The organism is Micromonospora sp. NPDC049374 (assembly GCF_040677165.1).
Classification (GTDB): Bacteria; Actinomycetota; Actinomycetes; order Mycobacteriales; family Micromonosporaceae; genus Micromonospora.
On the sequence record NZ_JBFAQH010000001.1, the window covers coordinates 662,691 to 686,516 of the forward strand.

A 23,826-nucleotide genomic window follows, 5' to 3' on the forward strand; every position below is an offset into this window, starting at 1 on the left:
GCCGTGCTGAGGGTGATGACCTGGAACATCCGCACCGGCGGCCGGGACCGTGGCGGTCCGGATCGACGCGAGCTGGTGGCTCGGGTCATCGCGCGCCAGCAGCCGGACCTGCTCGCCGTGCAGGAACTGGGTGACCTCGACGTCGCGGGCTTCGCCACCGACGTCGGCCTCCGGCCGTACCTGGCCCGTTCCTGGCTGGGACAGTCGGTCGCGTTGCTGGTGGGTCCGCCGTGGCCGGTGCTGGCCGGCGCACCGGTCCGCCGGCCGTTCCACCACGCGGCCCGACGCGTGGTGCTGGGCACCGACGCCGGTCCGCTGACGGTGCTCGGCACCCACCTCGACCCGTACTCGGGCACCCGCCGGCTGGTCGAGGCGGGGTGGGCGAGCGCCGCCCTGCGCCGCGGCCGGGACGGCCTGGCGCTGCTCGCCGGCGATCTGAACACCCTCGATCCGTACGCCGGGCACGCCGACCGGGTGGGTCGGCTACCGCCCGCGTACCGTCGCCGGCATCTGCGCCGCGACGGGCGGACGGTGGAGACCCGCGCGGTGGCCCGGCTGCTCGCTGCCGGGCTGATGGATCTCGGAGCGGACGCCGGACCCACCGTGCCGACCGCCCACGGTGGTGCCGAGTTCGCCGACATGCGCCTGGACTACCTGCTCGCCACCCCCACGCTCGCCACCCGCCTCAGGCACGTGGGAGTGATCCGCGACTCCGACACCGAGCACGCCTCCGACCACTACCCCCTCCTCGCCGAGTTCGCCCTCACCCCACCCACCCCGCCCACCCCGTGTTGATCAAGAAGTTTTGGTCTCCGACGTCGGCGTGTCGGGGCCAGAACTTCTTGATCAACACGGGCGGAACCTCACAGGAGCAGGTTGAGCAGGACGGTCAGCACGATCGAGGCGACGATGGAGAAGAGGATCATCAGGAGGCAGCCGACGCCGCCGCCGGCCGGCCGGATCTCCGTGTTACCGAATCGCATCGACGATCACACCTTCCCTGGTCACAGTTCGCGCAGTCGGGGCAGCAGCTGTTCCTGCGCCCAGTCCAGGAACATCGGCTGGCTGTCGCCGCCGACCTGGACCAGTGCCACGTGGGTGAAACCGGCGTCGACGAACTTCTTGAACGCCGCCACGTGCTTCTCCACGTCGGGGCCGCAGGAGAGCCCGGCGGCCACGTCCTCCTCGCGCACGCTGCGGGTGGCCGCCTCGAAGGAGTCGGTGTCGGGCAGGTCGCTGTTGACCTTCCAGCCCAGCCCGAACCAGCGGAACTGGTCGTGGGCGATCTTGCGGCACTCGGCCTCGTCCGGTCCGTAGCAGATGGCCACCTGCCCGTACCGGGGACGTCCAGCCCCGCCAGCCTGCTCGTACATCTCTACCAGGTGCGGCTCCGGATCGGTGGCGATCATGCCGTCGGCGTACTCGGCGGCCAGGGTTGCCGACTGTCGGCCGGAGGCGGCCACCGCCATCGGCACCGGCGTGTCGGGCCGGTCCCAGACGTAGGCGTCCGGCACCTCGAAGTGGTTGCCGGAGAAGGTCAACGTCTCCCCGTTCAGCAGCGGACGGATGATCTGCAACGCCTCCTCGAACATCTCGTGCCGCTGCTGGACGTGCGGCCAGCCGCCCACCACGTGCTCGTTGAGGTTCTCCCCGGCACCGAGGCCGAGGGTGAACCGCCCGTCGGAGAGCACTCCCAGCGTCGACGCCTTCTGCGCCACCACCGCCGGGTGGTAACGGCGGATCGGGCAGGTCACGAAGGACATCAGCGCCGCGCGGGAGGTGGCGTGCGCGACCGCGCCCAGCACCGACCAGGCGTACGGGGAGTGCCCCTGCGACTCCAGCCAGGGGTAGTAGTGGTCGGACATGACGAGGTGGTCGAAGCCGGCCGCCTCGGCCCGCACGGCATGGTCGACGAGTTCCTTCGGACCTGCCTGCTCGCACATCAGGGTGTAGCCGATGCTGACCATTGACGTCTCCTTCCGGCCGGGGCGGGTCATTCCGGATACCCCGGCCCGGATCGGTCAACCCTGCTCGACGCTTGACGGTGCACCCGGCCCGTGCCTACCGTTGTCTGAACCGGTTCAGATGCCGGCGTGGTGTGCATCCTGTGGTGGGGATGTCCGCCCCCGTGACGACTCGGTGTCTCCTGGGTCGTCACGGGTAGCCGGCGTACTGAACCGGTTGCCTTCGCTATCCCATCGGCATACGCTGATGCCTCGCCGGGTCCTGAACGCGGCTGTCGGGCTGCAGCCGCTCACCTGCCACTCACCGCACCCCCTGGGCACGGGGGAGACACCTCCTGCGAGGAATGCATGAGAAAACTGTTCGCGGCCGTCGGTGCCGTCCTACTGGCGACCGTCGCCGCAGTCTTCACCTTCGGACCTTCGGCGCACGCCGCCGCCGGCTTCTCGGTCAACAACGGGCGGCTCTACGACGCCAACGGCAACGAGTTCGTCATGCGCGGGGTCAACCACGCGCACACCTGGTACCCGAACCAGACCAGTTCCTTCGCCGACATCAAGGCCCTCGGCGCCAACTCGGTGCGGGTCGTGCTCTCCAGCGGCGACCGGTGGACCCGTAACAGCGCCGCCGACGTGTCCAACGTGATCCAGCTCTGCAAGGCCAACCGGCTGATCTGCGTGCTGGAGGTGCACGACACCACCGGGTACGGCGAGCAGAGCGGGGCGATCACCCTGGACCGCGCGGTCGACTACTGGCTCAGCATCGCCAGTGCGCTGAACGGCCAGGAAGCCTACGTGATCGTCAACATCGGCAACGAGCCGTACGGCAACCAGAACTACTCGTCGTACGCCACCGACACCGCCAACGCGATCCGCCGGCTGCGCGACGGCGGCCTCACGCACACCATCATGGTGGACGCCCCGAACTGGGGTCAGGACTGGTCCTTCACCATGCGCGACAACGCCCCCACGGTGTTCAGCGCCGACCCGGCCCGCAACACGGTCTTCTCGATCCACATGTACGGCGTCTTCGACACCGCCGCGGAGATCAGCGACTACCTGGGTCGTTTCCGCAGCCGTGGCCTGCCCATCGTGGTCGGCGAGTTCGGGCACAACCACTCCGACGGCAACCCCGACGAGGACGCCATCCTCTCCTACACCCAGGCCAACGGTATCGGCTGGTTGGGCTGGTCGTGGAGCGGCAACAGCGGTGGCGTGGAGTACCTCGACATGGCCACCAACTTCAACCCGAACCAGCTGACCAGTTGGGGCGAACGGTTGTTCAACGGCACCAACGGCATCCGGCAGACCTCGCGGCAGGCCAGCGTCTACGACTCGACCCCGCCGACCACACCGCCCCCGTCGACCCCGCCGCCCTCGACCCCGCCGCCCTCGACCCCGCCCCCGTCGACTCCGCCCCCGTCGACTCCGCCGCCGGGCGCCGGTTGCACGGCCACCTACGCCATCACCGGCCAGTGGCAGGGCGGCTTCCAGGGTGACGTCCGGGTGACCGCCGGCTCCAGCGCCATCGACGGCTGGACGGTGCGCTGGACGTACGCCAACGGCCAGACGGTGACCCAGTCCTGGAACGCCACGGTCTCCAGCAGCGGGTCCACCGTGACCGCCCGCAACGTCGCCTACAACGGCCGCCTCGGCGCCGGGGCCAGCACCAACTTCGGCTTCCTCGGCAGCTGGAACGGCACCAACTCGGCTCCCGCGGTGACCTGCACCGCGAGCTGACATCGCACCGTCGGTGGCCGGGCCCGCGCGGGCCCGGCCACCACCGTTTGTCGGGCAACGGCAGCCGCACCCAGTGCCCGTACGCCTGGCCGAACACCAAGACGATCCGACGTGCCTGACCGGAGCGTGGTGCCGTAGAGCGCTTCTCGCCGGGCGGCCCGAACCCGGGCCGCCCGGCGAGAACGCACGAATCCGTACCGCATCGGCTTGTTTTTTCAGCGACCTCACAGGCCCACTCGATAGGGTGCGCTGGTCCGCGTCCGCTCCCAATGTGGAGTTCGGGCACCAGACCCCGCAGGAGTACCGATGGTCTTCAAGAAGATGCTGAGCGCGTTGGGCGTGGGCGGTCCCAGTGTGGACACCGTCCTGGCCAACCCGAACACCCGGCCCGGATTGGCACTCGACGGTCAGGTCAACCTGCTCGGTGGGGACGCCGCGGCGGACATCGAGCAGATCGCCATCGGTCTGGTCACCCGGGTCGAGATCGGTGAGCAGGCCGGCGTGATGGAGTTCCACCGCCAGGTGGTCAGCGGGCCGCTCCAACTCGCGCCGAAGCAGGCATTGTCCATCCCGTTCCAGCTACCGCTGCCCTGGGAGACCCCGATCACCGCGGTCTACGGCCAGCGTCTGCACGGCATGTCGCTGGGGCTGCGTACCGAGCTGGCGATCGCCCGCGCGGTCGACAAGGGCGACCTGGACGAGATCAACGTGCACCCGCTGCCGGTGCAGGAGCGCATCCTTGAGGCGTTCCTCCAGCTCGGCTTCCGGTTCAAGAAGGCCGACCTGGAGCGCGGCCTGATCCACGGGGTGCAGCAGACCCTGCCGTTCTACCAGGAGATCGAGTTCTTCGCCGCGCCGCAGTACGCGCAGACCATCAATGAACTCGAACTGACCTTCGTCACCAACCCGCACGGCGTCGACGTGGTGCTGGAGTGCGACAAGCGCGGTGGCTTCCTGGCACCCGGCCACGACGTCTTCGGCCGCTACCAGGTGGCGCACACCGACGCGGAGCGCTCCGACTGGGTGCAGGTGGTCGACGGCTGGTTGCAGGAGACGATCGGCCGCTTCGGTGCCCTGCGCACCCAGGCATTCGGCCCGCACGGCTACGGCGGCGCGCAGAAGTTCGGCCACCCGCACCAGCGCCGGGGTTCCGGCATGGGTGGGGTGGTGGCCGGCGCTGCGCTGGGTGCCGCCGGTGGCATGCTCGCCGGCCACATGATCGGTAACGCCTTCGAGGGCGCCGAGGACGAGGTGACCGACGCCGCCGGTGACTTCGGTGGTGACTTCGGTGGCGGCGACTTCGGCGGCTTCGAGGAGTTCTAGGCCAACGCCGCTGGGCGCCGGCTGAGGTCCGCCAGCCGGCCACGGTCGGACGAGGCGGCCTGGACACGACGGGACGGTGGCCCTTCGGGAGAGATCCCGAAGGGCCACCGTGCGTACGCGGGCCGGTCACGGCCTCGCCGGTGCGGGGGTCACCGCCCCCGCTTACGCTCCTCACCGGAACGCTTCGGGCTACCGGCCTTGGCCAGACCACGGCTACCCAGGTAACCGAGGGTCAGCAGGGTGATGAAGAACCACGCCTGGCCGGGGTTGTTCAGGTTCAGGCCGTACGCGGTCGTGCCGCGCCAGAAGGCGGCGATGACCACGGCGGTGACGGCAGCCGCGTAGATCCAGAACTCTGTGGTCAGGAACGACTGCTTCGTCTCCGTACCCGGTGCCGGCGTCGGCTCCCGGTGCCCGTCGTGCATCATCGGCATCTGACGGGTGGGTGCCTCCTGCATGGCCGCGCGGTTCTGCACGTCCTGCGCCGGGCGGTTCATCGGCCTGGTAGATGCAGCCTGCGTGCTCATCTGTCCTCCTCAGGATTGATGAGTCGTAACCTGCGACCCTCGCCCCGCTACCGCGTGTCGGCCACGGCACGGTTCGCGCGCTTGGCGGGGGCACCCCGGGTCTACCCCTCCCGCCGGGGCAGTAACGTCCGCCCGGACCGCGATTCCCGCCGTTAGCGCGGGCGGCGCTGGAGTTCAGCGCCGCCCGCGCTGAGGTTCACCGCAGGCCGTTGCGGATGGCCACGCCGACAAGCAGGCCCGGGTCGTCGGTGATGATGCCGTCCACGCCGAGGTCGATCACCCGTTGCATCACCGCCGCGTCGTTGACGGTGTACGGGATCACCTTCAGGCCGTACCGGGTCTGCAGGGTGCGTACGTCCGGTCCGTGGAAGTACCTGGGGTCCTGCCGCAGGTACCAGTCCGGGTTAATGACCGAACCCTGCGCCGGGTCGTGCACCTGCCAGTTCGCCGACACGGTGGAAGCGCCGGCTGCCCGGGTGAGCTTGCCCAGGTCCCGGTGCTTCCACCAGTCCAGTCCAGCGGTCCACGGGCTCTTGACCGACCGGTCGCCGTACACCGCCCGCAGCGAGCACTCGTCGGCCAGCCCGGCACACTCCGCCGGCCCGTACTGCCAGACCAGGGCCACCGTCTCGATGCGCCGGTCCAGGTGCCGGGCGTAGGTGATGGTGCGCCAGTCGAAGGACTGGATGGTGACCCGGTCGGTGAGGCCGGCGCGCTGCACGGCGGTCACCAGCTTGCGGGTGAAGCTGCGGTACGGCTCGGTGTCGTCCACCAACGGGCTGATCTTCGTCTCGACGTTGAACCGGATGTCCGTCCGGCCGCTGGCCTTCACCAGCGCGAAGACCTCCTCCAGGGTGGGGATCCGGGCACCGGGGACGGGCACCTGGTCGGGCAGGTCGGCGGCGGTCTTCTTACCACAGTCGAGGGTCTTGAGCTGCGCGAGACTCAGCCGGTGCACCAGTTTGCCCACGTACGGGAACTGTGGGTCGTCCGGCCGTACCGGCGCCGTGTCGAGGCAGTGCGACCCGTTGACGGTGCGGTCGTGCAGCACGACCAGCCTGCCGTCGGAGGTCACGCCGGTGTCCAGTTCCAGGGTGGAGATCGCCGGGTTGGCCAGCGCATTGGCGAAGGCGGGCAGGGTGTTCTCGGGTCGGGTCGCCCGGCCGCCGCGGTGTGCCTGGATGTCGAACGGCGAGGCGTACGCCCGGGGCAGCCGGTAGCCGCGCTGCGTGAGCAGCGTGCGCAGCCGGTCCGGGTAGTCGGTGATGATGCCGTCCACCCCGTCGTCGATCAGCTTGGCCATGGTCGGCACATCGTTCACCGTCCACGGGATCACCGTGATGCCGTTGCGGTGCGCGTGGGTCACCAACTCCCGCGTCACGTACGGCCGGTAGCCGGGGTCGGTGACGGTGCCGTTCTGCGGAAAGCCGTGCACCGGTGAGAAGGCGGTGACGCCCAGGCTGCGGATCGCCCGGATCGGGTCGCCGCCGAAGTCGTCGATGTCCAGCCCACCCAGCCACGGGGAGGCGCCCGGTTGCCCGACCTGGAGGAAGTCGTAGTTGGTAAGCGCCACCAGCGGCAGCCGCGGCTCGACCTGACGCATCCGCTTCAGTGCGCCCCAGTCGAAGCTCTGGATCGTCACCTGCCGCAGCAGCCCGGCGGCCCGGATCTCCTTCGCGGTGACCTGGACGAACTGTTCCCGTGGCGCGGTCTCGCTCGGCGCTCCCGCCTCCACCTTGGTCTCGACGTTTAGCGTCACGTCGTCCGCCCGGTACCGCTTCACCAGCGCGAAGACCTCACTCAGCAGCGGCATCCGAGCGCCCGGCACGGCGAGTTGCCCCGGCCGGTCCGGCAGCGTACGCGAGCCGCAGTCGAGGGTGCGTACCTGCGCCAGGGTCAACGTGTTTACGTACTTCCCGACGTACGGGAACTCGGGGTCATTGGGGACGACCGGGTTGGTGTCGGCGCACTTCGCGGCGCTGACCCGCCGGTCGTGGGTGACCACGGCCCGTCCGTCCTCGGTGATCTGGACGTCCAGTTCGAGGGTGCTCACCCCGAGCTGAAGGGCGTTGCCGAACGACGCGAGGCTGCTCTCCACCCGCAGCCCGAGTCCGCCCCGGTGGGCCTGTAGGTCGAAGTCCCGGTCTGGCCGCGGGCGTGCCGCGGCAGGTGCCGCCAGCATGGTCGTCACGATCGTCGCGGCCAGGGCCGCGACGGCGGTACGGCGTACGATGCGCACGCTGTCCTCTCCCTCCTGCGGGGATCTCCCGCCGAATCCGCTGCACAGCATCGGCAGCCGGCGCGGCGGGCAGGCAAGCGCAGTGCGACGGCTCGGTGAACCGGCGGTGCGGGTTTGCCGCGCCGGTCACCGGGCACGCACCCAGACCGACCCTTCTGCGAGGTGATGGATCGTGCGTGAGGACGAGATGCGACAAGACGCCGCCCGCCGGGCCGAGGAGCGGATCGCCGGCGGCGTGTACGGCGAAGGCGCCCTGGACGAGGTGACCGTGCCGCCGACCGATGTGGAGAGCCAGTTGCAGCGTGAGGACCCGGACGACCCGGCCGACGTGCCGATCGACCCGAACGTGCTGCGCGACGGCGGGCCGACGCGCGGCCAGGGCGCGATCACCACGACCGGCGGCACCGCCGGGCCGGCGAGCGCCCGACGGGTGGCCCGCCAGCCGGAGCGTCACCGCGGCAAGGTCGCCCCGACTACCACCGGCGACGCCACCACCGGCGGCATGAGCACCCCCGCCGGCGGCCCCACCAGCGACCAGTCCACCCCCACCACCCACCAAGGCAACTTCGAATAACCCAACCCCACCCACCCACCCAACCCCACCTTGTTGATCATGAGGTTAGCGGCGGTTTTGATCTCTGTGAGTGCCGCTAACCTCATGATCAACGTGGTGTGGCGGGGCGCGGTCCGGCGGGGCGCGGTCCGGCGGGGGCGCGGTCAGGTGCGGGGGGCGGTCAGGTGGGGGGTGTGGTCAGGTGGGGGTGAGGGTGGTTAGGTTTTGGGTGGCTCGGGTTAGGGCTACGTAGAGGTCGTTGCGGCCTCGGGGGGACTCGGCGCTGATGCGGGCCGGGTCGACCACGATGACCGAGTCGAATTCGAGGCCCTTGGCCTCGGCGACGGTCAGCACCACCACCCGACTCTCCAGCTCGGGGTGCTCACCGACGGCCGCCTCGGGCAGTGCCGCCGTCAGCGCGGAACCGAGGTCGTCGAGCCGGCCGGCCGGGACGATCACCCCGAGCCGCCCGTCGGTCAGCCCGGCTGCCTCGGCCGTGGCGACCGCCACCAGCTCCGTGGCGAGCGACTCCGCCGGCACCGCCCGCTGCTGCGGCGGGAAACCGCTGGAGCGTACGGCGCGGGGCGGGCGCAGCGCCGGATCGATCTCGGCCAGCACCTCCGCCGCCACCGCCATGATCTCGGCAGGGGTGCGGTAGCTGACGGTCAGCTCGGTCAGCCGCCACCGGTCCGCCACGTACGGCGCCAGCGCCTCCGCCCACGACGGCGTGCCGGCCAGCGCACCGGTCTGCGCCACGTCACCCACGATGGTCATCGAACGGCTCGGGCAGCGGCGCATCAGCAGCCGCCAGGCCAGCGGCGACAACTCCTGCGCCTCGTCGACGATGACGTGCCCGAACGCCCAACCACGGTCGGCCGCCGCGCGCTGGGCGGTGGTCAGCCGGTCCGCCTCCTCCTGCCGTTCCAGCAGCCGGTCGGCGTCGAGCAGGTCGGTCACGCCGAGGATCTCGCCGCCCTCGGCCTCGTCCTCCACGTCGATCGAGCGCGAACCCCGGGCGATCTCCAGCACGCCCTCGGCGTACTCGCGTTGCAGGGCGCGGATCCGGTCCCGGCGGGCGGCGGCGGCCCGGTCGTCCTCGCCGAGCAGCTCCGCCGCCTCGTCCAGCAGGGGCACGTCCGCCGGTGTCCAGCCGCCCGGCTCGCGGTGCAGCGCGGCCCGCTCCGCGTCGCTGAGCATGGGCGCGGCGGCGTCGATGCGCTCGGGTGCGGCGTACAGGTCGGCGAGCAGGCGCTGCGGCGTGAGCACCGGCCACAGCTCGTCCAGGGTGGCCCGTACCTCCGGCTCCTCGCGCAGTTCGCGGCGGATCTCGGCGCGGTCGGCCTCTTCGAGCAGGTTCTCCCCGCCCAGCGGGTCGGCACCGATGCGTTCGGCCACCTGGTCGGCGAGCGCGTGAATGACCTCGATGTCGAAGACGGCGCGGGCCAGGTTGTGCGGCCGGCCGCTGCGCCGGGCCCGGTCGCGCGCCGCGTGCACGGTGGCCGGGTCGAGGACGAGGACCTCCCGCTGCGGCAGCTCGATCTCCACCGGCTCGTCGGGCACCCGCTGCCGATCGCGTACGGCGTTGGCCAGCACCTCGACCATCGTCAGGCGGCCCTTCAGGGCGGCGGTGGTGGCCGACTCGGCCCGGTGGGCGCTGACGCCCGGGAAGAGATCGCCCTGGGTACGCAGCAGCACGCCCGTCTCGGCCAGCGCGGGCAGCACCTGCGAGATGTACCGCAGGAACGTCACGTTCGGGCCGACCAGCAGCACACCCCGGGTCGACAGTTCCCGCCGGTGGGTGTAGAGCAGGTACGCGGCCCGGTGCAGCGCCACCGCGGTCTTGCCGGTGCCCGGCCCGCCCTGGACCACCAGCACGCCCGGCAGGTCGGCCCGGATGATCCGGTCCTGCTCGGCCTGGATGGTCTCCACGATGTCGCGCATCCGGCCGGTCCGTCCGGCGTTGAGCGCGGCCAGCAGCGACGCCTCGCCGGTCAGCTCCTCGTGGGCGGTGGGGGAGGCGGTGGCCAGGTCGAGCACCTCGTCGTTGACGCCGACCACCTTCCGTTGCCGGGTGCGCAGGTGCCGGCGTCGCCGGATGCCCTGCGGATTTGCGGCGGTGGCGAGGTAGAAGGCGCGGGCGGCCGGGGCACGCCAGTCCATCAGCAGCGGCTCGTAGTCACCTTCGGTGTCGAAGATGCCGATCCGACCGATGTAGTGGCGCTTGTCGCTGTCGGTGTCCAGCCGGCCGAAGCAGAGGCCGTTCTCCACCGCCGAGAACTGCTCGACCTGGTCGGCGTACATGCGTACCGAGCTGTCGCGTTGTGAGCGGGCCTGCAACGTGCCGCCGGTGGCGCGTAGTTGCTCGGTCAACCGGGTCGCTGCCTGGTCACGCAGGTCGTCGAGGCGCTGGTAGAGCATCGAGACGTACTCCTGCTCGCGGCCGATCTCGTCGTCGGACGGCGAACCGCCGGAGTGCCTTGACAATCCGTCTCCCGATTAGCTAGAATTCGCGTTCAGAACGGCTTCTATAAGCCGTTCTTTTTTGTGCCTGAACTGTCAAAGATAGCGCGCTCCGATGGTCAGCGGCGTTCGGTGCAGACCTCGTCGGAGCGGGCGACGGTGTCGGTGGACCAGGCGACCGCGACCGTGAAGCAGTAGTCGAGACTGCGGTTGAGCCCGTAGACGACGAAGCTGTCGCTGCCGGCGGGCAGATCCGCGAAGGGGTTCTGCGGCTGGCCGTCCCGACCGCCCGAGACGATCACCGGCCCTTCCGCCCCGGCCGGGTACGTCCACCGCAACGTCACACTGTCCCGGTTGTCGCGCAGCGACAGCCCGGTCGGCGCGGCACCGGGGGAGGCGGGGGGAGGGTCTTCGCCGGCCGTGGGCGTGGTTGCCGGGGGTGCCGCGCCGCTCGGGTCACCGCTGGCCGCCGGTGGCGCCGGATCGCCGCCGCCGACCCGGGACACCCCGGCGATGACCGCCGCGGCACCGAGCAGCACCACGAGGACTCCGGCCGCGACGATCAGCACCAGCCGGTTCGGCTGAGCGTCCGACGGCGGTGCGGCGGTGCGGCGTACCGGCACCGGCAGCAGGCGTGACGGTGGCCCGGGGCGTTCCGGCTCGACCCGGCGCAGCCGGTACACCCCGGGGGCCTGTGGCGTACCGGTCAGCCCGACCACGCTCGGCGGTACCGCACCGCCCGCCGGTGGCGGTGGCTCCGGATACGGGCCGCCGCCCGCCGGTGGTGGTGGCTCGGGGTACGGGTTCGGACCGGGCTGCTCGGTCACCGGCCCGGCCCACCAGTCCTCGGGCGGCCCGGCCGGGCCGTCGACCGGCTGCCGAGGCGTGGGCACGGCTGAGGTGGCACCGGTTGCCGACGAATCGGCCGGCGGGTACCCGTGGCTCGGGTGGTAACCCTCCGCCGGATGTTCCTCCCCACCGGCGTGGTGAGCCACCCGCCACGGCTGATCGTCCTCCTCCGGGGTCGCCGCCCAGGACGCCGGGGCCGGCTCGTCGTCCGGTGTCGTCCGGGTCGGCTCGTTCGGTACGGGTTCCGCCGATGCGGCGCTCCACGCCGGGGGCCAGCTGTCCTGCGGGGATGCGGTGGATCCGGCCTCGTGGTCGGGCCAGCCGGCCGGGCCCGTCCCGGTCACGGCGGTGTCGGGCCAGTCCGCCGGGGCTTCCGACCCGGCGGCAGGGCCCGTCCCGGCCGGCGGGGGTGCCGCCGAGGCGGGCGCGTCGTCGTCGGGCAGGCGCGGGTGCGGCCAGGTCGGCGCGGGTGGGATGTCGTCGGCCGGCGGGGTACGGGCGGACGGAACGACCGGTTCCTCCACGCTGACCGGCGGGTTGTCGGCGCAGACGTGGGCCGGGTTGGCCGCGGCCCGGGCCAGCGTGGCCACCTGGGCGGCCAGCGGGTCGTCGGCAGGGAGGTGCTGGCGGGCCAGTTCGCGGGCCAGGGCCAGATTGTCCTGCGCCTCGGCGAACTGGCCGCAGTCGCGCTGCATCGAGCCGAGCCGGGCCAGCATCTTGATCCCGCTCGGGTGCCCGTCGCCGTAGACCTCGCGGTGCAGCTCCCACGCGTCCTGGAGCCGGTCGCGGGCGACCTGGCACTGACCTCGGGCGTACTCCACGGTGGCCAGATCGGCGTGGGCGGCGAGCACCCGCAGCGACTCCGGTCCGTCCGACGCGGTCAGCTCGATGATCACTTCCTGGTACAGCCGCGCCGCCCGCGACCAACTGCCCACCCGGTGCAGCACCGCCGCCAGGGTGGCCGCGGCGGCCACCGTACGCGGATCGGAGCGGCCGTACAGCCGGGAGCTGGCGGCGTACGCGTAGGCGGCCCAGCCCCGTGCCGAGTGCGGCTCGCCGAGCGCGACCAGCACCCGCGCGTGCAGGCTGGCCGCCTCGGCCAACTCGGACGTGGCGTTGGCCGGGCGCGGGTCGGCGCCGGTCAGCGCGTCGGCGAGCAGCCGTTGGGCGCCGGCGAGATCGCCGGCGGAGACCAGGTCGTGCGCCTGATCAGTCAGTTCACCGAAGCCGGAGGGCACGCCCCATCGTGCTCATTCGACGACGTTTAGTACAAGACCCGCGCCGGAGTGGTTCGGTCAGGATCCGGTCACGCTCGCCTCAGGCGTTCGGCCAACACCTCGCTGATCCGGCGCAACTGCTCCACCTGCGCCGGGCTGAGGGCGTCGAACAGGTGTCGGCGTACCCCCTCGACGTGGCCGGGCGCCGCGGCGGCCAGCTTCGCGAAACCCTCGTCGGTGAGGTGGGCGATCTGGCCCCGCCGGTCGGTGGGGCAGTCCTCGCGACGCACCCAGCCGGCCGCCTCCAGGCGTGCCACCGCATGGGACAGCCGGCTGCGCGAGGAGCCGCTGGACTCGGCCAACTCGCTCATCCGCAGGCGACGTCCGGGTGCCTCGGAGAGCCGTACCAGGATCTCGTAGTAGGCGTGCGGCATGCCAGCGTCGCGTTGCAACTCGCGGTCGAGCGTGTCCATCAGCGCCCGGGAGGCGGTCAGGAACGCCCGCCAGGTGCGTTGTTCGTCCGGGTCCAGCCAGCGGGTCATGACCAGCATCATAGCCCGATAGTTGAACTCTCAACTAAAAGCGGGCTAGCCTTGGCGCATGGGAATCCATCGCCTCAACCACGCCGTCCTCTACGTCAGTGACCTCGACCGCAGCGTCGCCTTCTACCGCGACGTGCTGGGCTTCCGCCGGGTACCGATGACCCCGGAGGGCTTCCGCGGTGCCGCCTTCCTGCAGGCGCCGGGCTCCACCAACGACCACGACCTCGGCCTGTTCGAGATCGGCGCGACCGCCGGACGGTCGACCGCCGGCCGGGCCACCGTCGGCCTCTACCACCTGGCCTGGGAGGTGGACACCCTCGACGAACTGGCCACCACCGCACGCCGGCTGACCGGGGCGGGCGCGCTGGTCGGTACCTCCGACCACGGCACCACGAAGAGCCTCTACGGTCAGGACCCGGACGGGCTGGAGTTCGAGGTGGTCTGGCTGGTGCCCGCCGACCGGCTCGACGAGGCCACCCTCGCCGCCCGGACCCGGATCGGTCGCCTCGACCTGAACGCCGAGATCCAGCGCTACGGCGGGGACGCCCGGGGCGGCGTCGGCATCTCGGTCCCGGTGTGACACGCCGTCCAGTCGGGCCGGCGTGACCGGTTGCGGTAGAACGACAGGATGCCGACCGAAGCCGTAGGGCACGCGCCGTTCCTCCGACACCTGGACAGGTGGCTGCCGGCCGCGCTGCGCCGCGCCCGGCGGGCCACCGTCGCCCTCGGGTACGACGGCAGCGACCCGAGCCTGGCCGAGCAGACCGTACGCCTGGCCGGCGAGCACGCCGCGCGGCTGCGCGGCTGCCGGCTCACCGTCCTCGTGCTGGCCGAGGGCACCGAGGAACTACCGGCCCGGCTCGGTGCCGCCGAGGCCGGACTGCCGTCCGAGGTCGCCGTACACCTGATGCCCGGCCCGCCGACCCGGCTGCCGGTGGCCCTGCGGGCGGCCGGTGCCGCGGGCGCGCCGGTGCTGTCCTACCTGGAGGCGGATGATCCGGTGGCGCTGACCGCCGCGGCCGGCCGGTCCGCCGAGGCGTTCGTGGTCGCCGCGGCGGCGACCGCCCTGCGAACGGGACTGATCGACGCCGGGTTCGCGCTGGCCACCGAGGTCGAGCTGGTCGACGCCGACCGGCGGCTCGGCTTCGGCACCGGATCGGACCGCAGCCTGGAGGAGCTGAAGGAAGCCCTGTGGGCGAGCGGGTTGCGGTTCCGCGACCCGTACGGCGAGCCGCTGTCGCCGGCACTCCCAGTGGACCCGGCTCCACTGGGCCGCGCCCTGCTGGCCGAGCTGACCCGGCACGGCCCCCGCACGGTCACCGAGCTGCGCCGGTACGCGGTGACGGAGACCGCCTACCGGGCGGTGGACGCGGTTCGGGCACTGAACGCCCTGCTCGACACCGGCCAGGTGACCCGGACCCCACAGGACGGTCGGCTCGGCGGCGACGTGCTTGTCACACCCGTGCGGTCAGGCGCTTGACCACCAGTGAGAAGCCGGTGGCGACCACCCCGATGCTGAACACCATCTGCGCGCAGACCAGCACCCGCCCTAGCTGTCCGTTGGCGTGCACGTCGCCATAGCCGATGGTGGTCAGTGTGGCCAACGCGAAGTACAACGCGTCGACGCGTGTCTCCAGATTGACGAACTGGGACGGCGCGACCCTGGCGATCACATAGTCCGCGAGCGCGAACGCCAGCAGACCGGTCATCAGCGCGAGGATCAGGTGTGCCATCGGGGGCGCTGCCCGCTCGCGCGTGGCGGCGACAATCTGACGGCGTACCTGGCTGGTGACCAGCCAGGCCACCACGCCGAGAATCACCAGCGTGAGTACGATGCGCAGGCCGAGCCGGGTCGGGTTGGGGTCGGACTCCACCGGCACGAGGAAATAGGTCAGGAAGAGCAGCCCGCAGGCCAGCGAGGTTCGCCGACGCACCGACCTATGGTCCGGTTTCTGTTTCATGTCGAGATTGTCCGGCCCGGCGGTGCCTAGCCGGCGCGACCCGCCCGGGTCGGCGAAAACCGCTACAGCTGGAAACAGCGCCGGGGCGCCGGGGATGCCGGCGCCCCGCTGAACGTCGGGATCTCAGGACTTGTCCTGCTTCCAGTGCAGCGGCCCCGGCAGGTCGACGCGGTGCGCCTTGGCCCGCGAGTTCCAGGACCACCGACCGAGCTTGAAGCTCCAGGACGAGAAGCCGTTCTGCGTGAAGTGCAGGATCAGCGGCCCGAACTTCTTGCGCTTACGCAACATCACACCCATTGTGGGGCTCCCTTCGAGACTTCCCGTGCGAGCTCGAAGATGCCCGTTGCGTCGATTCGCCAAACCAGGCCCTCTCCGCAGTGGAGTATCAGTCGCTCGGCCGGTCGACGAACAACACCCGGGTGGTGCTGCCGTTGGGCTCGGCGACATCGCGTTCGTGACCGAAACCGAGGCGAGCCAGCAGGACCAGTGACGCCGTATTCTGCTCGTCCACGGTGGCGTAGACCCGGGACAGTCCGAGGGATGCGAAACCGTACCGGAGAAGCTCTCGGACCAACTCCGTGCCCAGACCGCCGCCCCACGCCGACCTCGCCAAGGCGTACACGATCTCGTGACCGGACACCTGGTCGGTCCGCTTGATCTCGGCGTGCCCGACGAACCGGCCAGCGCTGCGGATCGCCCACACGTCGAACAGGTCATCGGCGTAGACCTTGCTGAACACCCGCTCGAACAGCGCCTCGGCCGCAGCCGGAGCGAGCGGCCCGTCACCCATGAACCGTCCGACCTCGGCGTCGGTGAACAGCGCGACGAAGTCGTCCCGGTCCGTCGGCCGGTACGGCTCCAGTAGTAGTCGCTCGGTGCGCAGGGTGGGAGTGGGCATCAGCGTGGTTCCCAGGCGTCCGGCAACTCGGTCAGGCGGCGGACGTGGGGCGGCAGCCGGCCCTCGACCAGATCGGCCAGGCTCACCTCGTCGACCACCCGGCGCAGTGCGGCCCGGACCGCGACCCAGAACTGCGGCAGGTGGACGGCCACCCCTTCGTACCGTGTCTCCTCTGGACGCAGGCCGCGTACCCCGGCCAACGGGCCTTCCGCCGCCCGCAGCACCGCGCCGACGGTCACCTCGCCGGGCGGTCGGGCCAGCGCGTAGCCGCCCTCCGCGCCGCGCTGGGCCCGGACGATGCCGGCCCGGCGCAGGTCGGCGAGGACCGCCTCCAGGAACTTGCGGGGCATGTCCTGCTCGGCGGAGATGGCCTGGGCGGACAGCAGCGCCGGGTACGTGGCGGCCAGGCTCAGTGTCGCCCGTATCGCGTAGTCGCCACGCGCGGAAATCTGCACCCCGTCATCATGCCCAATGCGCGGCGGCCGGTGCCGCATCGAGCCTGCCGGATCGCCCGGTGGCGCGTCACGTGCGCCGCGCTGTCACGCCCGACGGACGTCGATGCGGGCGTCGACGGGTGGGCGGGGGCGCACCATCGGTGCCGGCGCGGGCCGCTCGCGGGCGGCCCGGAACGCGCCCGGGCTCATGCCGACCTCGCGGGTGAAGAACCGGCCGAAGTTTGTCGGTTCGGTGAAGCCGAGCTGTCGGCCGATCCGGGCGATCGGCTCGTCGGTGGCCGCCAGCAACCGGCTGGCCTGGAGCGCGACCCGCTCGTCCACCACCTGCTTGGCGCTGCGCCCGGTGACCGCCAGGCAGGCCCGGGTGAGGGTACGCACCGAGCAGCCCAGCCGGTCGGCGTAGTCCTCGACCCGGCGGGTGGCCTGGTAACCGTGCTCCACCTCGCGGCAAAGCCGCCGGAAGGTCTCCTCCTCGGGCCGTGACGTCCGCCCCGCACCGGAGGGCAGCATGCTCAACCGCAGCAGCAGCACGCTCAGTTGATGGCGCAACAGGTTGCGGGCGGCCCGGGTGTCCCGGTGCCGGCTGGCGTCCACGGTCAGCTGGCTGACCTCGTTGATGATCGCGTCCTCGTCCTCGCCGGCGAGCTGGAACCAGATCGGCACGTCGTCGGCGTCGACGTCAAGCCCGTGCAGCGCCTCCGGATGCCAGCGGACCACCGTGGCGTCCAGCTGGGGCAGGGCACAGCGCAGCACCTGGCCGGGGCGGATCCGCAGCAGCGTGCCCGGCCGGCAGGGCAGGGCACGGAAGTCCACCTCGGCGAGCCCGTGACCACTTGTGGTCAGCACGATCAGCTCGCGGTCCAGCAGCACCGGTCGTCGCCACCCGGAGTCGGGCGCGAGATCACCGAGGGTGACCGTGTCGATCTCGGCTGGGCTGGCGGCAGCGTCGGGCAGCGCGGTGGCTAGGTGACCGGAAGGGACCATCACCTGCGACGTTAGCCCGAGCCCGGCCCGTACGCATCCCTCGCCACCCGGGTATCGCGGGTCGCGGCGTGTGGACGGACACCCGTACGCGCGGGGTTGTTCCCGACGTGGCGGGACGGTTAGGTTACTGATCGGTAGTGACCTGGTCGTCGTGGCGCCCCGAGCGGTCCGTGACGGCGGCCCCGACACCGGCTGCCCCCAGGCCGGGTACCCAAGGGGATGGCATGAAGGATCTGTTCTCCGTCGACGGCAAGACCGTCCTGGTCACCGGCGGCACACGGGGCATCGGCCTGATGATCGCCCGGGGCTTCGTCGCCGCCGGGGCACACGTCATCATCTCCTCCCGCAAGGCCGACGTCTGCGAGGCGGTGGCCAAGGAACTGGCCGCGCACGGCCGCTGCGAGGCGATCCCCGCCGACCTGGGCCGGGACGAGGGCGCGCAGCACCTCGCCGCCGCGGTCCAGGACCGGGTCGACAAGCTGGACGTGTTGGTCAACAACGCCGGTGCCACCTGGGGCGCGCCGTTGGAGAGCTACCCGGAGAGCGCGTTCGACAAGCTGTGGGCGGTGAACGTGAAGTCCGTCTTCCGGCTGACCACCGCGCTGCTGCCGGCCCTGCGGGCGGCAGCGAACGCCGACGACCCGGCGCGCGTGATCAACATCGGCTCCATCGACGGCATCCGGGTGCCGATGATGGAGGTGTACGCGTACTCGGCCACCAAGGCGGCGGTGCACATGCTGACCCGCAGCCTGGCCCACCAACTGGCCGGTGAGCAGATCACCGTCAACGCGATCGCCCCCGGGCCGTTCGAGAGCAAGATGATGGCGTTCGCACTGGACGACCCGGGTTCCCGCTCCGCCATCGAGGCCCAGGTCCCACTCGGCCGCATCGGCCGCCCCGAGGACATGGCCGGCACCGCCATCTACCTCGCCTCAAAAGCCGGCGCCTACCTCACCGGAGCGGTAATCCCCGTAGACGGCGGCCTAACCACCCACGGCTGACCACCCCACCCCCACCCCCCGCCCTCCCACGGCGACCCTTGCCCCCGCCCTCCCACGGCGACCCTTGCCCCCGCCCTGCCACGGCGATCTTGCAGTTCTGGTCGGTGCATATGCCACAAGAGCCGCATAGCGACGACCGAAAGTGCAAGATCGCGGAGGAGGGTGTGGGGCGCGGGGGGAGGGGATGGGCGGGGGCCGCGCGAACTCGGCAGATTCGCGCGGCCCCGGTTTCGGTCTGTCAGCGACCGGCGAGCAGCCGGTTCACCGCGGTGTCGACGTCCAGGTGCTCGGCCTCCCGGCCGCGCGGGACGACGACGTAGGTCCGCCGCAGGAAGCGCACCAGCACGCTGCGCGGCACCTCGAACAGGGCGTTGCCGTCCGGCGACGACAGCGCCAGCGCGACGAAATCGCCGCGCGGGGTGGCCCAGGGCCAGACCCGTACGTCCCCGATGCCCGCCGGCTCGTCCAGTCCGGTGACCAGCAGTTCGCGGGCGAAGGACCAACTCACCGCCTCGCCGCCAGCCGATTCCGCATGGAACAGGACATGGACCGCATACGGGTCAGCAGGGTCGTAGCGCAGACTGGCGCGCACCGGCAAGGCGGTGGCGTCAGGTGCGACGAGCCTTAGCGACGTCTCGACCTCTACGGTCGTCGGTCGGATGACACTCATGAACGTTCTCCCCCCGGCACCGCTGCGGAACGCGCGTGTCCCGCTTTTCCCATACTCAGCCGCTACTCCTGGCTACGCTCCGCCATGCGCTGACTTCACCCAGTGGTGGGAAGGGGGTCGGAAGGGCCTCGTGAATGTGAAAATTCATGTAGGATTTCCGATTCTGCCCAGTGGGTTCATTCTGCCCGGCATCGGGTTTGTTGAGTCGTCGACTTACTCCGGTAACGTCCAGTCGGCGGTTGCAGTGACGGGCCCGCGCCACACTGGGGCGTGAAATGGTCGCGGACGTCATCCTCAGTGGATGCGGCGACCGGGCGAGACCCGTCGAACGTCGCGGTCCGCACAGCCGAACAGCGGGGGTACGGGGTGCCGAAGAAGCGGAGAAGCCGGCACGGTCGGTCAGTGATCGACCGCGGTCGGGTAGGTGAGCGCGGCGCGGCGGCTGTCCGAGTGCGTAACGGACGTGGCTACCCGGGGGGAAGTCGGGATAGATCGACCGGGAAGGGGCATCGTGGGGAGATGACCGGTGGTGCGCAGCGCGAGAGGGGTGGTGTCGCCGTGTCCGAGCGACGCGACCCGGCGGCGTGGCGGCAACGGATATCCACCACCCTCGCCCTGATCCGAGCCAACCCCACCGGCCGAATCGCACTGAAGATCATCTTTGGGGTGCTCGGTGCCCTAGTGGTCACCGTCGGTATCGCACTCATTCCGCTGCCCGGCCCCGGCTGGCTGCTGGTGATCGCCGGCCTCGGCATCTGGGCCGTCGAGTTCCACTGGGCCAAACGCCTGCTCGCCTTCACCCGCCGCCACGTCCACGGCTGGACGGCCTGGGTGAAGAAACAATCACTTCCCGTACGCCTGGTGATCGGCTCCGTCGGCCTCGTCTTCGTCGGCGCCGTCGCCCTGCTGTCGATCAAGTACAGCCTCGGCATCGACGTGATCGCCCAGGTGCTGCACTACCTCGCGACCCACTGACCCCGGGTTCGCGGTCCGCGCGCCGGATCGGGTAGAGTCATCCGCGCTGAGGGCGATTAGCTCAGCGGGAGAGCGCTTCGTTCACACCGAAGAGGTCACTGGTTCGATCCCAGTATCGCCCACGCAGCTCAGGCCACTTCCCAGCTTCGGGAGGTGGCCTTTCTGCTGCCCGTACAGCAGCGAAGTACAGCAGGTCGTCATTGTCCGAGCGATTCGCCGAGGCGCTTGAGTGCGTCTCTGGTCGCCTTGGATGAGACCTGGGTGTAGATCTCCATCGTCACGGAGAAGCGGGCGTGCCGGAGGATCTGCATGGCGACTCGCGGGTGGACGTCGAGGTCGGCCAAGAGGGTGGCGCAGGTCCGCCGCGCGTCGTGGACGGTGATCGGCTTCGTTGCCGCCTTGTCGCAGCGGGTCTGCCAGGAGCGCTGGAAGTTGCGCGGCTCGATGGGCGTGCCGTAGCGGGTGGTGAACACCAGGTCGTTGTCGTGCCACGCCTTACCGGCCGTCGCGCGTGCCTCGTCGCGTTGGCGTCTGCGCAGTCGAAGTGCGGCCAGGCAGACGTCGGGCAGCGGGAGGGTGGCGTCGGACGCCTGGGTCTTGGTGTCGCGGTGCAGGAGCTTTCCGCGTACGCGTTGCAGTTGGCGGCCGATGGTCAGCTCCCTGGCGTCGAGGTCGACGTCGGTCCAGGTGAGGCCGAGGGCTTCGCCTTTGCGTAGGCCGGTGACGAGGACCAGGGCGTATGCGGCGTAGAGCGGATCGGCGTCGGCGCGGGCGGATTCGAGGAAGCGGCGTGCTTCGTCGCTGGACCAGGACTTGCCGCGTCGACGGCGGACGGTGGCCAGGGTGACCGGCACGGCCGGGTTCCTGGTGATGAGGTCTTCGGCCTGGGCGTGGGTGAGGGCGGCGCGCAGTGCGGCCCGGATGTCGCTGACCGTGCGCGTCGACGGGACCGCCTGGCAGCACCGGCCGACCGCGCAGCAGCGCCGCTTCTCCTTGCGGCGGGCGGCGTCCTTGCCCTGGGCGCAGCACTGGCAGGTGCGGGCCACCTGGTTCAGCCAGGTCTGCACGTCGCGCGCCTGGAGCCGGTCGAGCCGCTTGGTACCGAGGCCGGGAGAGAGGTAACGCCGGACGAACGTCTCGTAGGTGGCGTAGGTGAGCGGCGCCCGGTTCGGCTCGATGATCTCGGTCAGCCAGTAGGCGAGGAAGCTGCCCACAGTCGGCACACTGGTCGCCACCGGACCTTGCTTCGCCTGCTGGTGCAGTTTGATCCACTTGTCGTGCACGGCGTCCCGGGTCTTGCCGTAGACGTACTTGCGGGTTCGCTTCCCGTCCGGCTTCGTGACCCAGACGTACGCGGCGAAGCCGTTGCGGTACGGGAAGATCGATCCTTCCCCGTTGGCGCGGGCGCGTCCGGGCATCAGGCGGCCTCCTGCCGGTCGACCTGGTCGCGGATGTAGTCGTCGACCCATTCGGGAAGAATGCGGCGGTACTTGCCGTCCTTGATGGAGCGCAGCTCGCCGGTGGCGATCTTCATCTTGACCTTGGAAATGCCGAAGCCGAGCAGCACGGCGACCTCGGCGGGGGAGTACCAGCGCGGGGTGAGGTGTCGGGTCATGCCGCCACCCCCGACCACATCTCGTAGGCGAGTTCCTCCCGGCCGATGCGGCTGCGTTCCCGGTGCTGGGCGGCGGCGGTGTTGGCGAGCAGGGCGTCGCCGTCGGTGAGCCACCCGGAGCCGACGAAGGCCAGGGTGCCGACGGTGACGGAGCTGTCATCGGCGCGGCGGTAGGTGGCGCGGGTGTCGCGGAGCAGCCCGAAGGTGACCGAGTACCGGCGGGCCTTGGTGAGGAAGTGACCGCCGTAGCCGAGCATGTGCGCCCACCGACGCAGCCCGCCGTAGACATCGGGTGTGGTGTCAAGGACACCTTGACGGTCGTCGTCCTGGGCGGCGTTGTCGCTGGTGCGGTGCCGGGTGGGGTGGCCGAGTCGCCAGCAGGCGTCGATGAGCCGGGCCAGGTGGTCGCCCTCCGGATCGGCGTAGGCGTCGACGGTGTCCGGGGTGAGCCGGGTGGAGCAGTGGCCCGTGATCTCGGTGGCCTTGGTGGCGTACTTGGCCAGGTAGGCGGCCACCCTGGCGTCGGTCACGTCCCCGTCGCCGGTGCCGATACGGCCCACGTCGACCTGCTCGCCCCAGGCGATCGACCAGCCCTGCGGCCGGTCGGGATGCGGCGGGGTAGCGAAGGTGATCTGCCCGGCAGCGGCGTGCACGGCGGCAACGAGGTCGTCCACGGTGATCCCGGCCGGTGGCGGGACCAGGGCGTGCCGGTCGTTGGGATCGACCCCGTCGAGACGCAGTAGAACGTGGAAGTGCACCGCGCCCCGCCGCTGCATCTCGGCGACCTTCCCATGTGACACCCGCACCGGCGGCACCCGCCGAACCCGGCCGGAGTCGGTGACGACGTCGACCCTCGGGATGCCGCGTCGGTGGCAGAGGGCGGCGAGCTGGCGTTCGACGGCCTGCTTGGTGCGTCGCCACAGCTCACCGGCGAAGACGTTCCAGACGACCTGGTGTTCGTGGTCGTAGCAGTCCAGGCAGAGCGGCCGACCGAGCTGCGGATCGGCGGAGTCGTGACGGGCGAAGCAGGCCCCGGGCCGCCCGTGCGGGCAGGTGGCAGCGTCACGGCGGGCGTGGCATGGGGCCGGTCGGCAGTCGCAGCGCCGCCGGTCGGCACAGGTGTGCCGGGGTACGTGCCGGTGGTGGACCGGGCCGAACGACGGTGCGGTGAAGGTGGCGAAGGCGACCGGGTGCCGGGCCACCGAGGCGGGGACGGTCTTGCCGCCGGTCAGACCGCAGCGGACGACCTGGAAGGCGTCACCGGCGTAGACCCAGGAGCAGTCCGGGCACTGGGCAGCACGCCGATTGCCGCACGCCTTGTAGAGCACCCGATCGGGCAGCCCGTCGGTGTGCTGCTCGGCCAGGACCCGCCCGGTGTCCCGGTCGACGGCGGTCATGGTGCCAGTCAGTCGGACCGGCCGGGCACAACCCCCGGCGGTCCGGGTGTGCTCCAACCAGCCGAAATAGTCCGGGGTGGTGGCCCGGTGCAGGGCCTGGGCGTCACGCCCGGCGGCGACGCCGGGACGGTGCAGGGTGGACACGGTCTCTCCTCAGGGCGGGTGGCAGGGACGGGCGACGAACCGCCACCGGTCGTCGGAACGCTGTCCGTCGGCGGTGTTCGTGGTGTCTCCTGGCACCGCCTGGAAGGGCGGCTGACGCCGGAGGGCGGATGTGGCTCGACCGCCGTTGAGTCGCGGTCTGGTTGCCGGACTGGGTCATGCCGGGACGGGTGGGGTGCCTGAAGGTCGGCATCCGGCGGGTTGCCGCAGGCGAGCCCCACCCGTCGAGGAGAGTGAATCCGGGCCATCGTGACGGCGGGAAGGCCGTTCTGGGCCACTCAGCGGATTCCGGGGCCG

General features: G+C 71.2%; 23 protein-coding genes and 1 tRNA gene. 9 read left to right on the plus strand and 15 right to left on the minus strand.

Annotated elements, in window-relative coordinates; all coding sequences use genetic code 11:
- Positions 1-15 precede the first annotated feature (15 nt).
- Positions 16-795, plus strand: a complete 780-nt coding sequence (locus AB0J93_RS03095) for an endonuclease/exonuclease/phosphatase family protein (RefSeq protein ID WP_363917536.1) — start codon at positions 16-18, stop codon at positions 793-795.
- A gap of 209 nt (positions 796-1,004) precedes the next feature.
- On the opposite strand, the gene AB0J93_RS03100 is transcribed toward AB0J93_RS03095, so the two are convergent.
- Positions 1,005-1,967, minus strand: coding sequence for a TIGR03557 family F420-dependent LLM class oxidoreductase (locus AB0J93_RS03100; protein ID WP_363917538.1), 963 nt, complete (start codon positions 1,965-1,967; stop codon positions 1,005-1,007).
- Positions 1,968-2,312: 345 nt separating this feature from the next.
- On the opposite strand from AB0J93_RS03100, the gene AB0J93_RS03105 reads away from it, so the two are divergent.
- The gene (locus AB0J93_RS03105) at positions 2,313-3,701 is read left to right on the plus strand and encodes a cellulase family glycosylhydrolase (RefSeq protein ID WP_363917540.1); all 1,389 of its coding nucleotides are present in this window, start codon (positions 2,313-2,315) and stop codon (positions 3,699-3,701) included.
- 306 nt (positions 3,702-4,007) lie between these two features.
- On the plus strand, positions 4,008-5,024 hold the full coding sequence (locus tag AB0J93_RS03110; protein ID WP_363917542.1) for a sporulation protein: 1,017 nt from the start codon (positions 4,008-4,010) through the stop codon (positions 5,022-5,024).
- Between the two features lie 149 nt (positions 5,025-5,173).
- On the opposite strand, the gene AB0J93_RS03115 is transcribed toward AB0J93_RS03110, so the two are convergent.
- Together AB0J93_RS03115 and AB0J93_RS03120 are read right to left on the minus strand one after the other, a co-directional pair.
- On the minus strand, positions 5,174-5,551 hold the full coding sequence (locus AB0J93_RS03115; protein WP_363917544.1) for a hypothetical protein: 378 nt from the start codon (positions 5,549-5,551) through the stop codon (positions 5,174-5,176).
- Between the two features lie 196 nt (positions 5,552-5,747).
- Positions 5,748-7,790, minus strand: a complete 2,043-nt coding sequence (locus AB0J93_RS03120) for a glycerophosphodiester phosphodiesterase family protein (protein WP_363917546.1) — start codon at positions 7,788-7,790, stop codon at positions 5,748-5,750.
- A 172-nt stretch (positions 7,791-7,962) separates the two neighbouring features.
- Between AB0J93_RS03120 and AB0J93_RS03125 the strand changes: the two genes are divergently transcribed.
- Entirely contained in the window at positions 7,963-8,364 is a 402-nt protein-coding gene (locus tag AB0J93_RS03125) for a hypothetical protein (RefSeq protein WP_363917548.1), read from the plus strand.
- Positions 8,365-8,541: 177 nt separating this feature from the next.
- On the opposite strand, the gene AB0J93_RS03130 is transcribed toward AB0J93_RS03125, so the two are convergent.
- From AB0J93_RS03130 to AB0J93_RS03140, 3 genes are all read right to left on the minus strand, one after another.
- Positions 8,542-10,761 (minus strand): AAA family ATPase, encoded by a 2,220-nt coding sequence (locus AB0J93_RS03130; RefSeq protein WP_363917717.1) that lies wholly within the window; start codon positions 10,759-10,761, stop codon positions 8,542-8,544.
- Between the two features lie 161 nt (positions 10,762-10,922).
- Positions 10,923-12,890 (minus strand): tetratricopeptide repeat protein, encoded by a 1,968-nt coding sequence (locus AB0J93_RS03135; protein ID WP_363917550.1) that lies wholly within the window; start codon positions 12,888-12,890, stop codon positions 10,923-10,925.
- A 68-nt stretch (positions 12,891-12,958) separates the two neighbouring features.
- The gene (locus AB0J93_RS03140; protein WP_363917719.1) at positions 12,959-13,420 is read right to left on the minus strand and encodes a MarR family transcriptional regulator; all 462 of its coding nucleotides are present in this window, start codon (positions 13,418-13,420) and stop codon (positions 12,959-12,961) included.
- A 49-nt stretch (positions 13,421-13,469) separates the two neighbouring features.
- On the opposite strand from AB0J93_RS03140, the gene AB0J93_RS03145 reads away from it, so the two are divergent.
- The gene (locus tag AB0J93_RS03145) at positions 13,470-13,991 is read left to right on the plus strand and encodes a VOC family protein (RefSeq protein WP_363917552.1); all 522 of its coding nucleotides are present in this window, start codon (positions 13,470-13,472) and stop codon (positions 13,989-13,991) included.
- 48 nt (positions 13,992-14,039) lie between these two features.
- Positions 14,040-14,891 (plus strand): hypothetical protein, encoded by an 852-nt coding sequence (locus AB0J93_RS03150; RefSeq protein WP_363917554.1) that lies wholly within the window; start codon positions 14,040-14,042, stop codon positions 14,889-14,891.
- Here the strand turns inward: AB0J93_RS03150 and AB0J93_RS03155 are convergent.
- The 5 genes from AB0J93_RS03155 to AB0J93_RS03175 all read right to left on the minus strand — a co-directional run bounded on the left by AB0J93_RS03155 (position 14,866) and on the right by AB0J93_RS03175 (position 17,709).
- Positions 14,866-15,372, minus strand: coding sequence for an ion channel (locus tag AB0J93_RS03155; protein WP_363917556.1), 507 nt, complete (start codon positions 15,370-15,372; stop codon positions 14,866-14,868). The two genes, AB0J93_RS03150 and AB0J93_RS03155, sit on opposite strands and share 26 nt — an antisense overlap.
- Before the next feature lie 123 nt (positions 15,373-15,495).
- Positions 15,496-15,669, minus strand: coding sequence for a DUF4236 domain-containing protein (locus tag AB0J93_RS03160; RefSeq protein ID WP_363917558.1), 174 nt, complete (start codon positions 15,667-15,669; stop codon positions 15,496-15,498).
- Between the two features lie 88 nt (positions 15,670-15,757).
- Complete coding sequence (locus AB0J93_RS03165) at positions 15,758-16,270, minus strand: GNAT family N-acetyltransferase (RefSeq protein WP_363917560.1); 513 nt, start codon at positions 16,268-16,270, stop codon at positions 15,758-15,760.
- Positions 16,270-16,725: an Rrf2 family transcriptional regulator gene (locus AB0J93_RS03170; RefSeq protein ID WP_363917562.1), complete on the minus strand. Its 456-nt coding sequence runs from the start codon at positions 16,723-16,725 to the stop codon at positions 16,270-16,272. The genes AB0J93_RS03165 and AB0J93_RS03170 overlap by 1 nt, the downstream gene beginning before the upstream one ends.
- Before the next feature lie 84 nt (positions 16,726-16,809).
- Entirely contained in the window at positions 16,810-17,709 is a 900-nt protein-coding gene (locus AB0J93_RS03175) for an AraC family transcriptional regulator (RefSeq protein ID WP_363917564.1), read from the minus strand.
- Between the two features lie 224 nt (positions 17,710-17,933).
- Here AB0J93_RS03175 and AB0J93_RS03180 point away from each other — a divergent pair, with 224 nt between their 5' ends.
- Complete coding sequence (locus AB0J93_RS03180; RefSeq protein WP_363917566.1) at positions 17,934-18,710, plus strand: glucose 1-dehydrogenase; 777 nt, start codon at positions 17,934-17,936, stop codon at positions 18,708-18,710.
- A 238-nt stretch (positions 18,711-18,948) separates the two neighbouring features.
- Here the strand turns inward: AB0J93_RS03180 and AB0J93_RS03185 are convergent, their stop codons facing one another.
- Entirely contained in the window at positions 18,949-19,380 is a 432-nt protein-coding gene (locus tag AB0J93_RS03185) for an SsgA family sporulation/cell division regulator (protein ID WP_007457244.1), read from the minus strand.
- 297 nt (positions 19,381-19,677) lie between these two features.
- Between AB0J93_RS03185 and AB0J93_RS03190 the strand changes: the two genes are divergently transcribed.
- Together AB0J93_RS03190 and AB0J93_RS03195 are read left to right on the plus strand one after the other, a co-directional pair.
- Complete coding sequence (locus AB0J93_RS03190; RefSeq protein ID WP_363917568.1) at positions 19,678-20,355, plus strand: TIGR02611 family protein; 678 nt, start codon at positions 19,678-19,680, stop codon at positions 20,353-20,355.
- Between the two features lie 50 nt (positions 20,356-20,405).
- A tRNA-Val gene (locus AB0J93_RS03195) sits at positions 20,406-20,477 on the plus strand.
- 75 nt (positions 20,478-20,552) lie between these two features.
- Here AB0J93_RS03195 and AB0J93_RS03200 read toward each other — a convergent pair.
- Genes AB0J93_RS03200 through AB0J93_RS03210 form a run of 3 tightly spaced genes read right to left on the minus strand, consistent with a single transcriptional unit; the run spans position 20,553 to position 23,511 of the window.
- Positions 20,553-21,773 (minus strand): tyrosine-type recombinase/integrase, encoded by a 1,221-nt coding sequence (locus AB0J93_RS03200; RefSeq protein ID WP_363917570.1) that lies wholly within the window; start codon positions 21,771-21,773, stop codon positions 20,553-20,555.
- Complete coding sequence (locus AB0J93_RS03205) at positions 21,773-21,970, minus strand: excisionase family DNA-binding protein (RefSeq protein WP_363917572.1); 198 nt, start codon at positions 21,968-21,970, stop codon at positions 21,773-21,775. The genes AB0J93_RS03200 and AB0J93_RS03205 overlap by 1 nt, the downstream gene beginning before the upstream one ends.
- Complete coding sequence (locus AB0J93_RS03210; protein ID WP_363917574.1) at positions 21,967-23,511, minus strand: replication initiator; 1,545 nt, start codon at positions 23,509-23,511, stop codon at positions 21,967-21,969. Before AB0J93_RS03210 ends, AB0J93_RS03205 begins: the two co-directional genes overlap by 4 nt.
- Between the last annotated feature and the right edge of the window lie 315 nt (positions 23,512-23,826).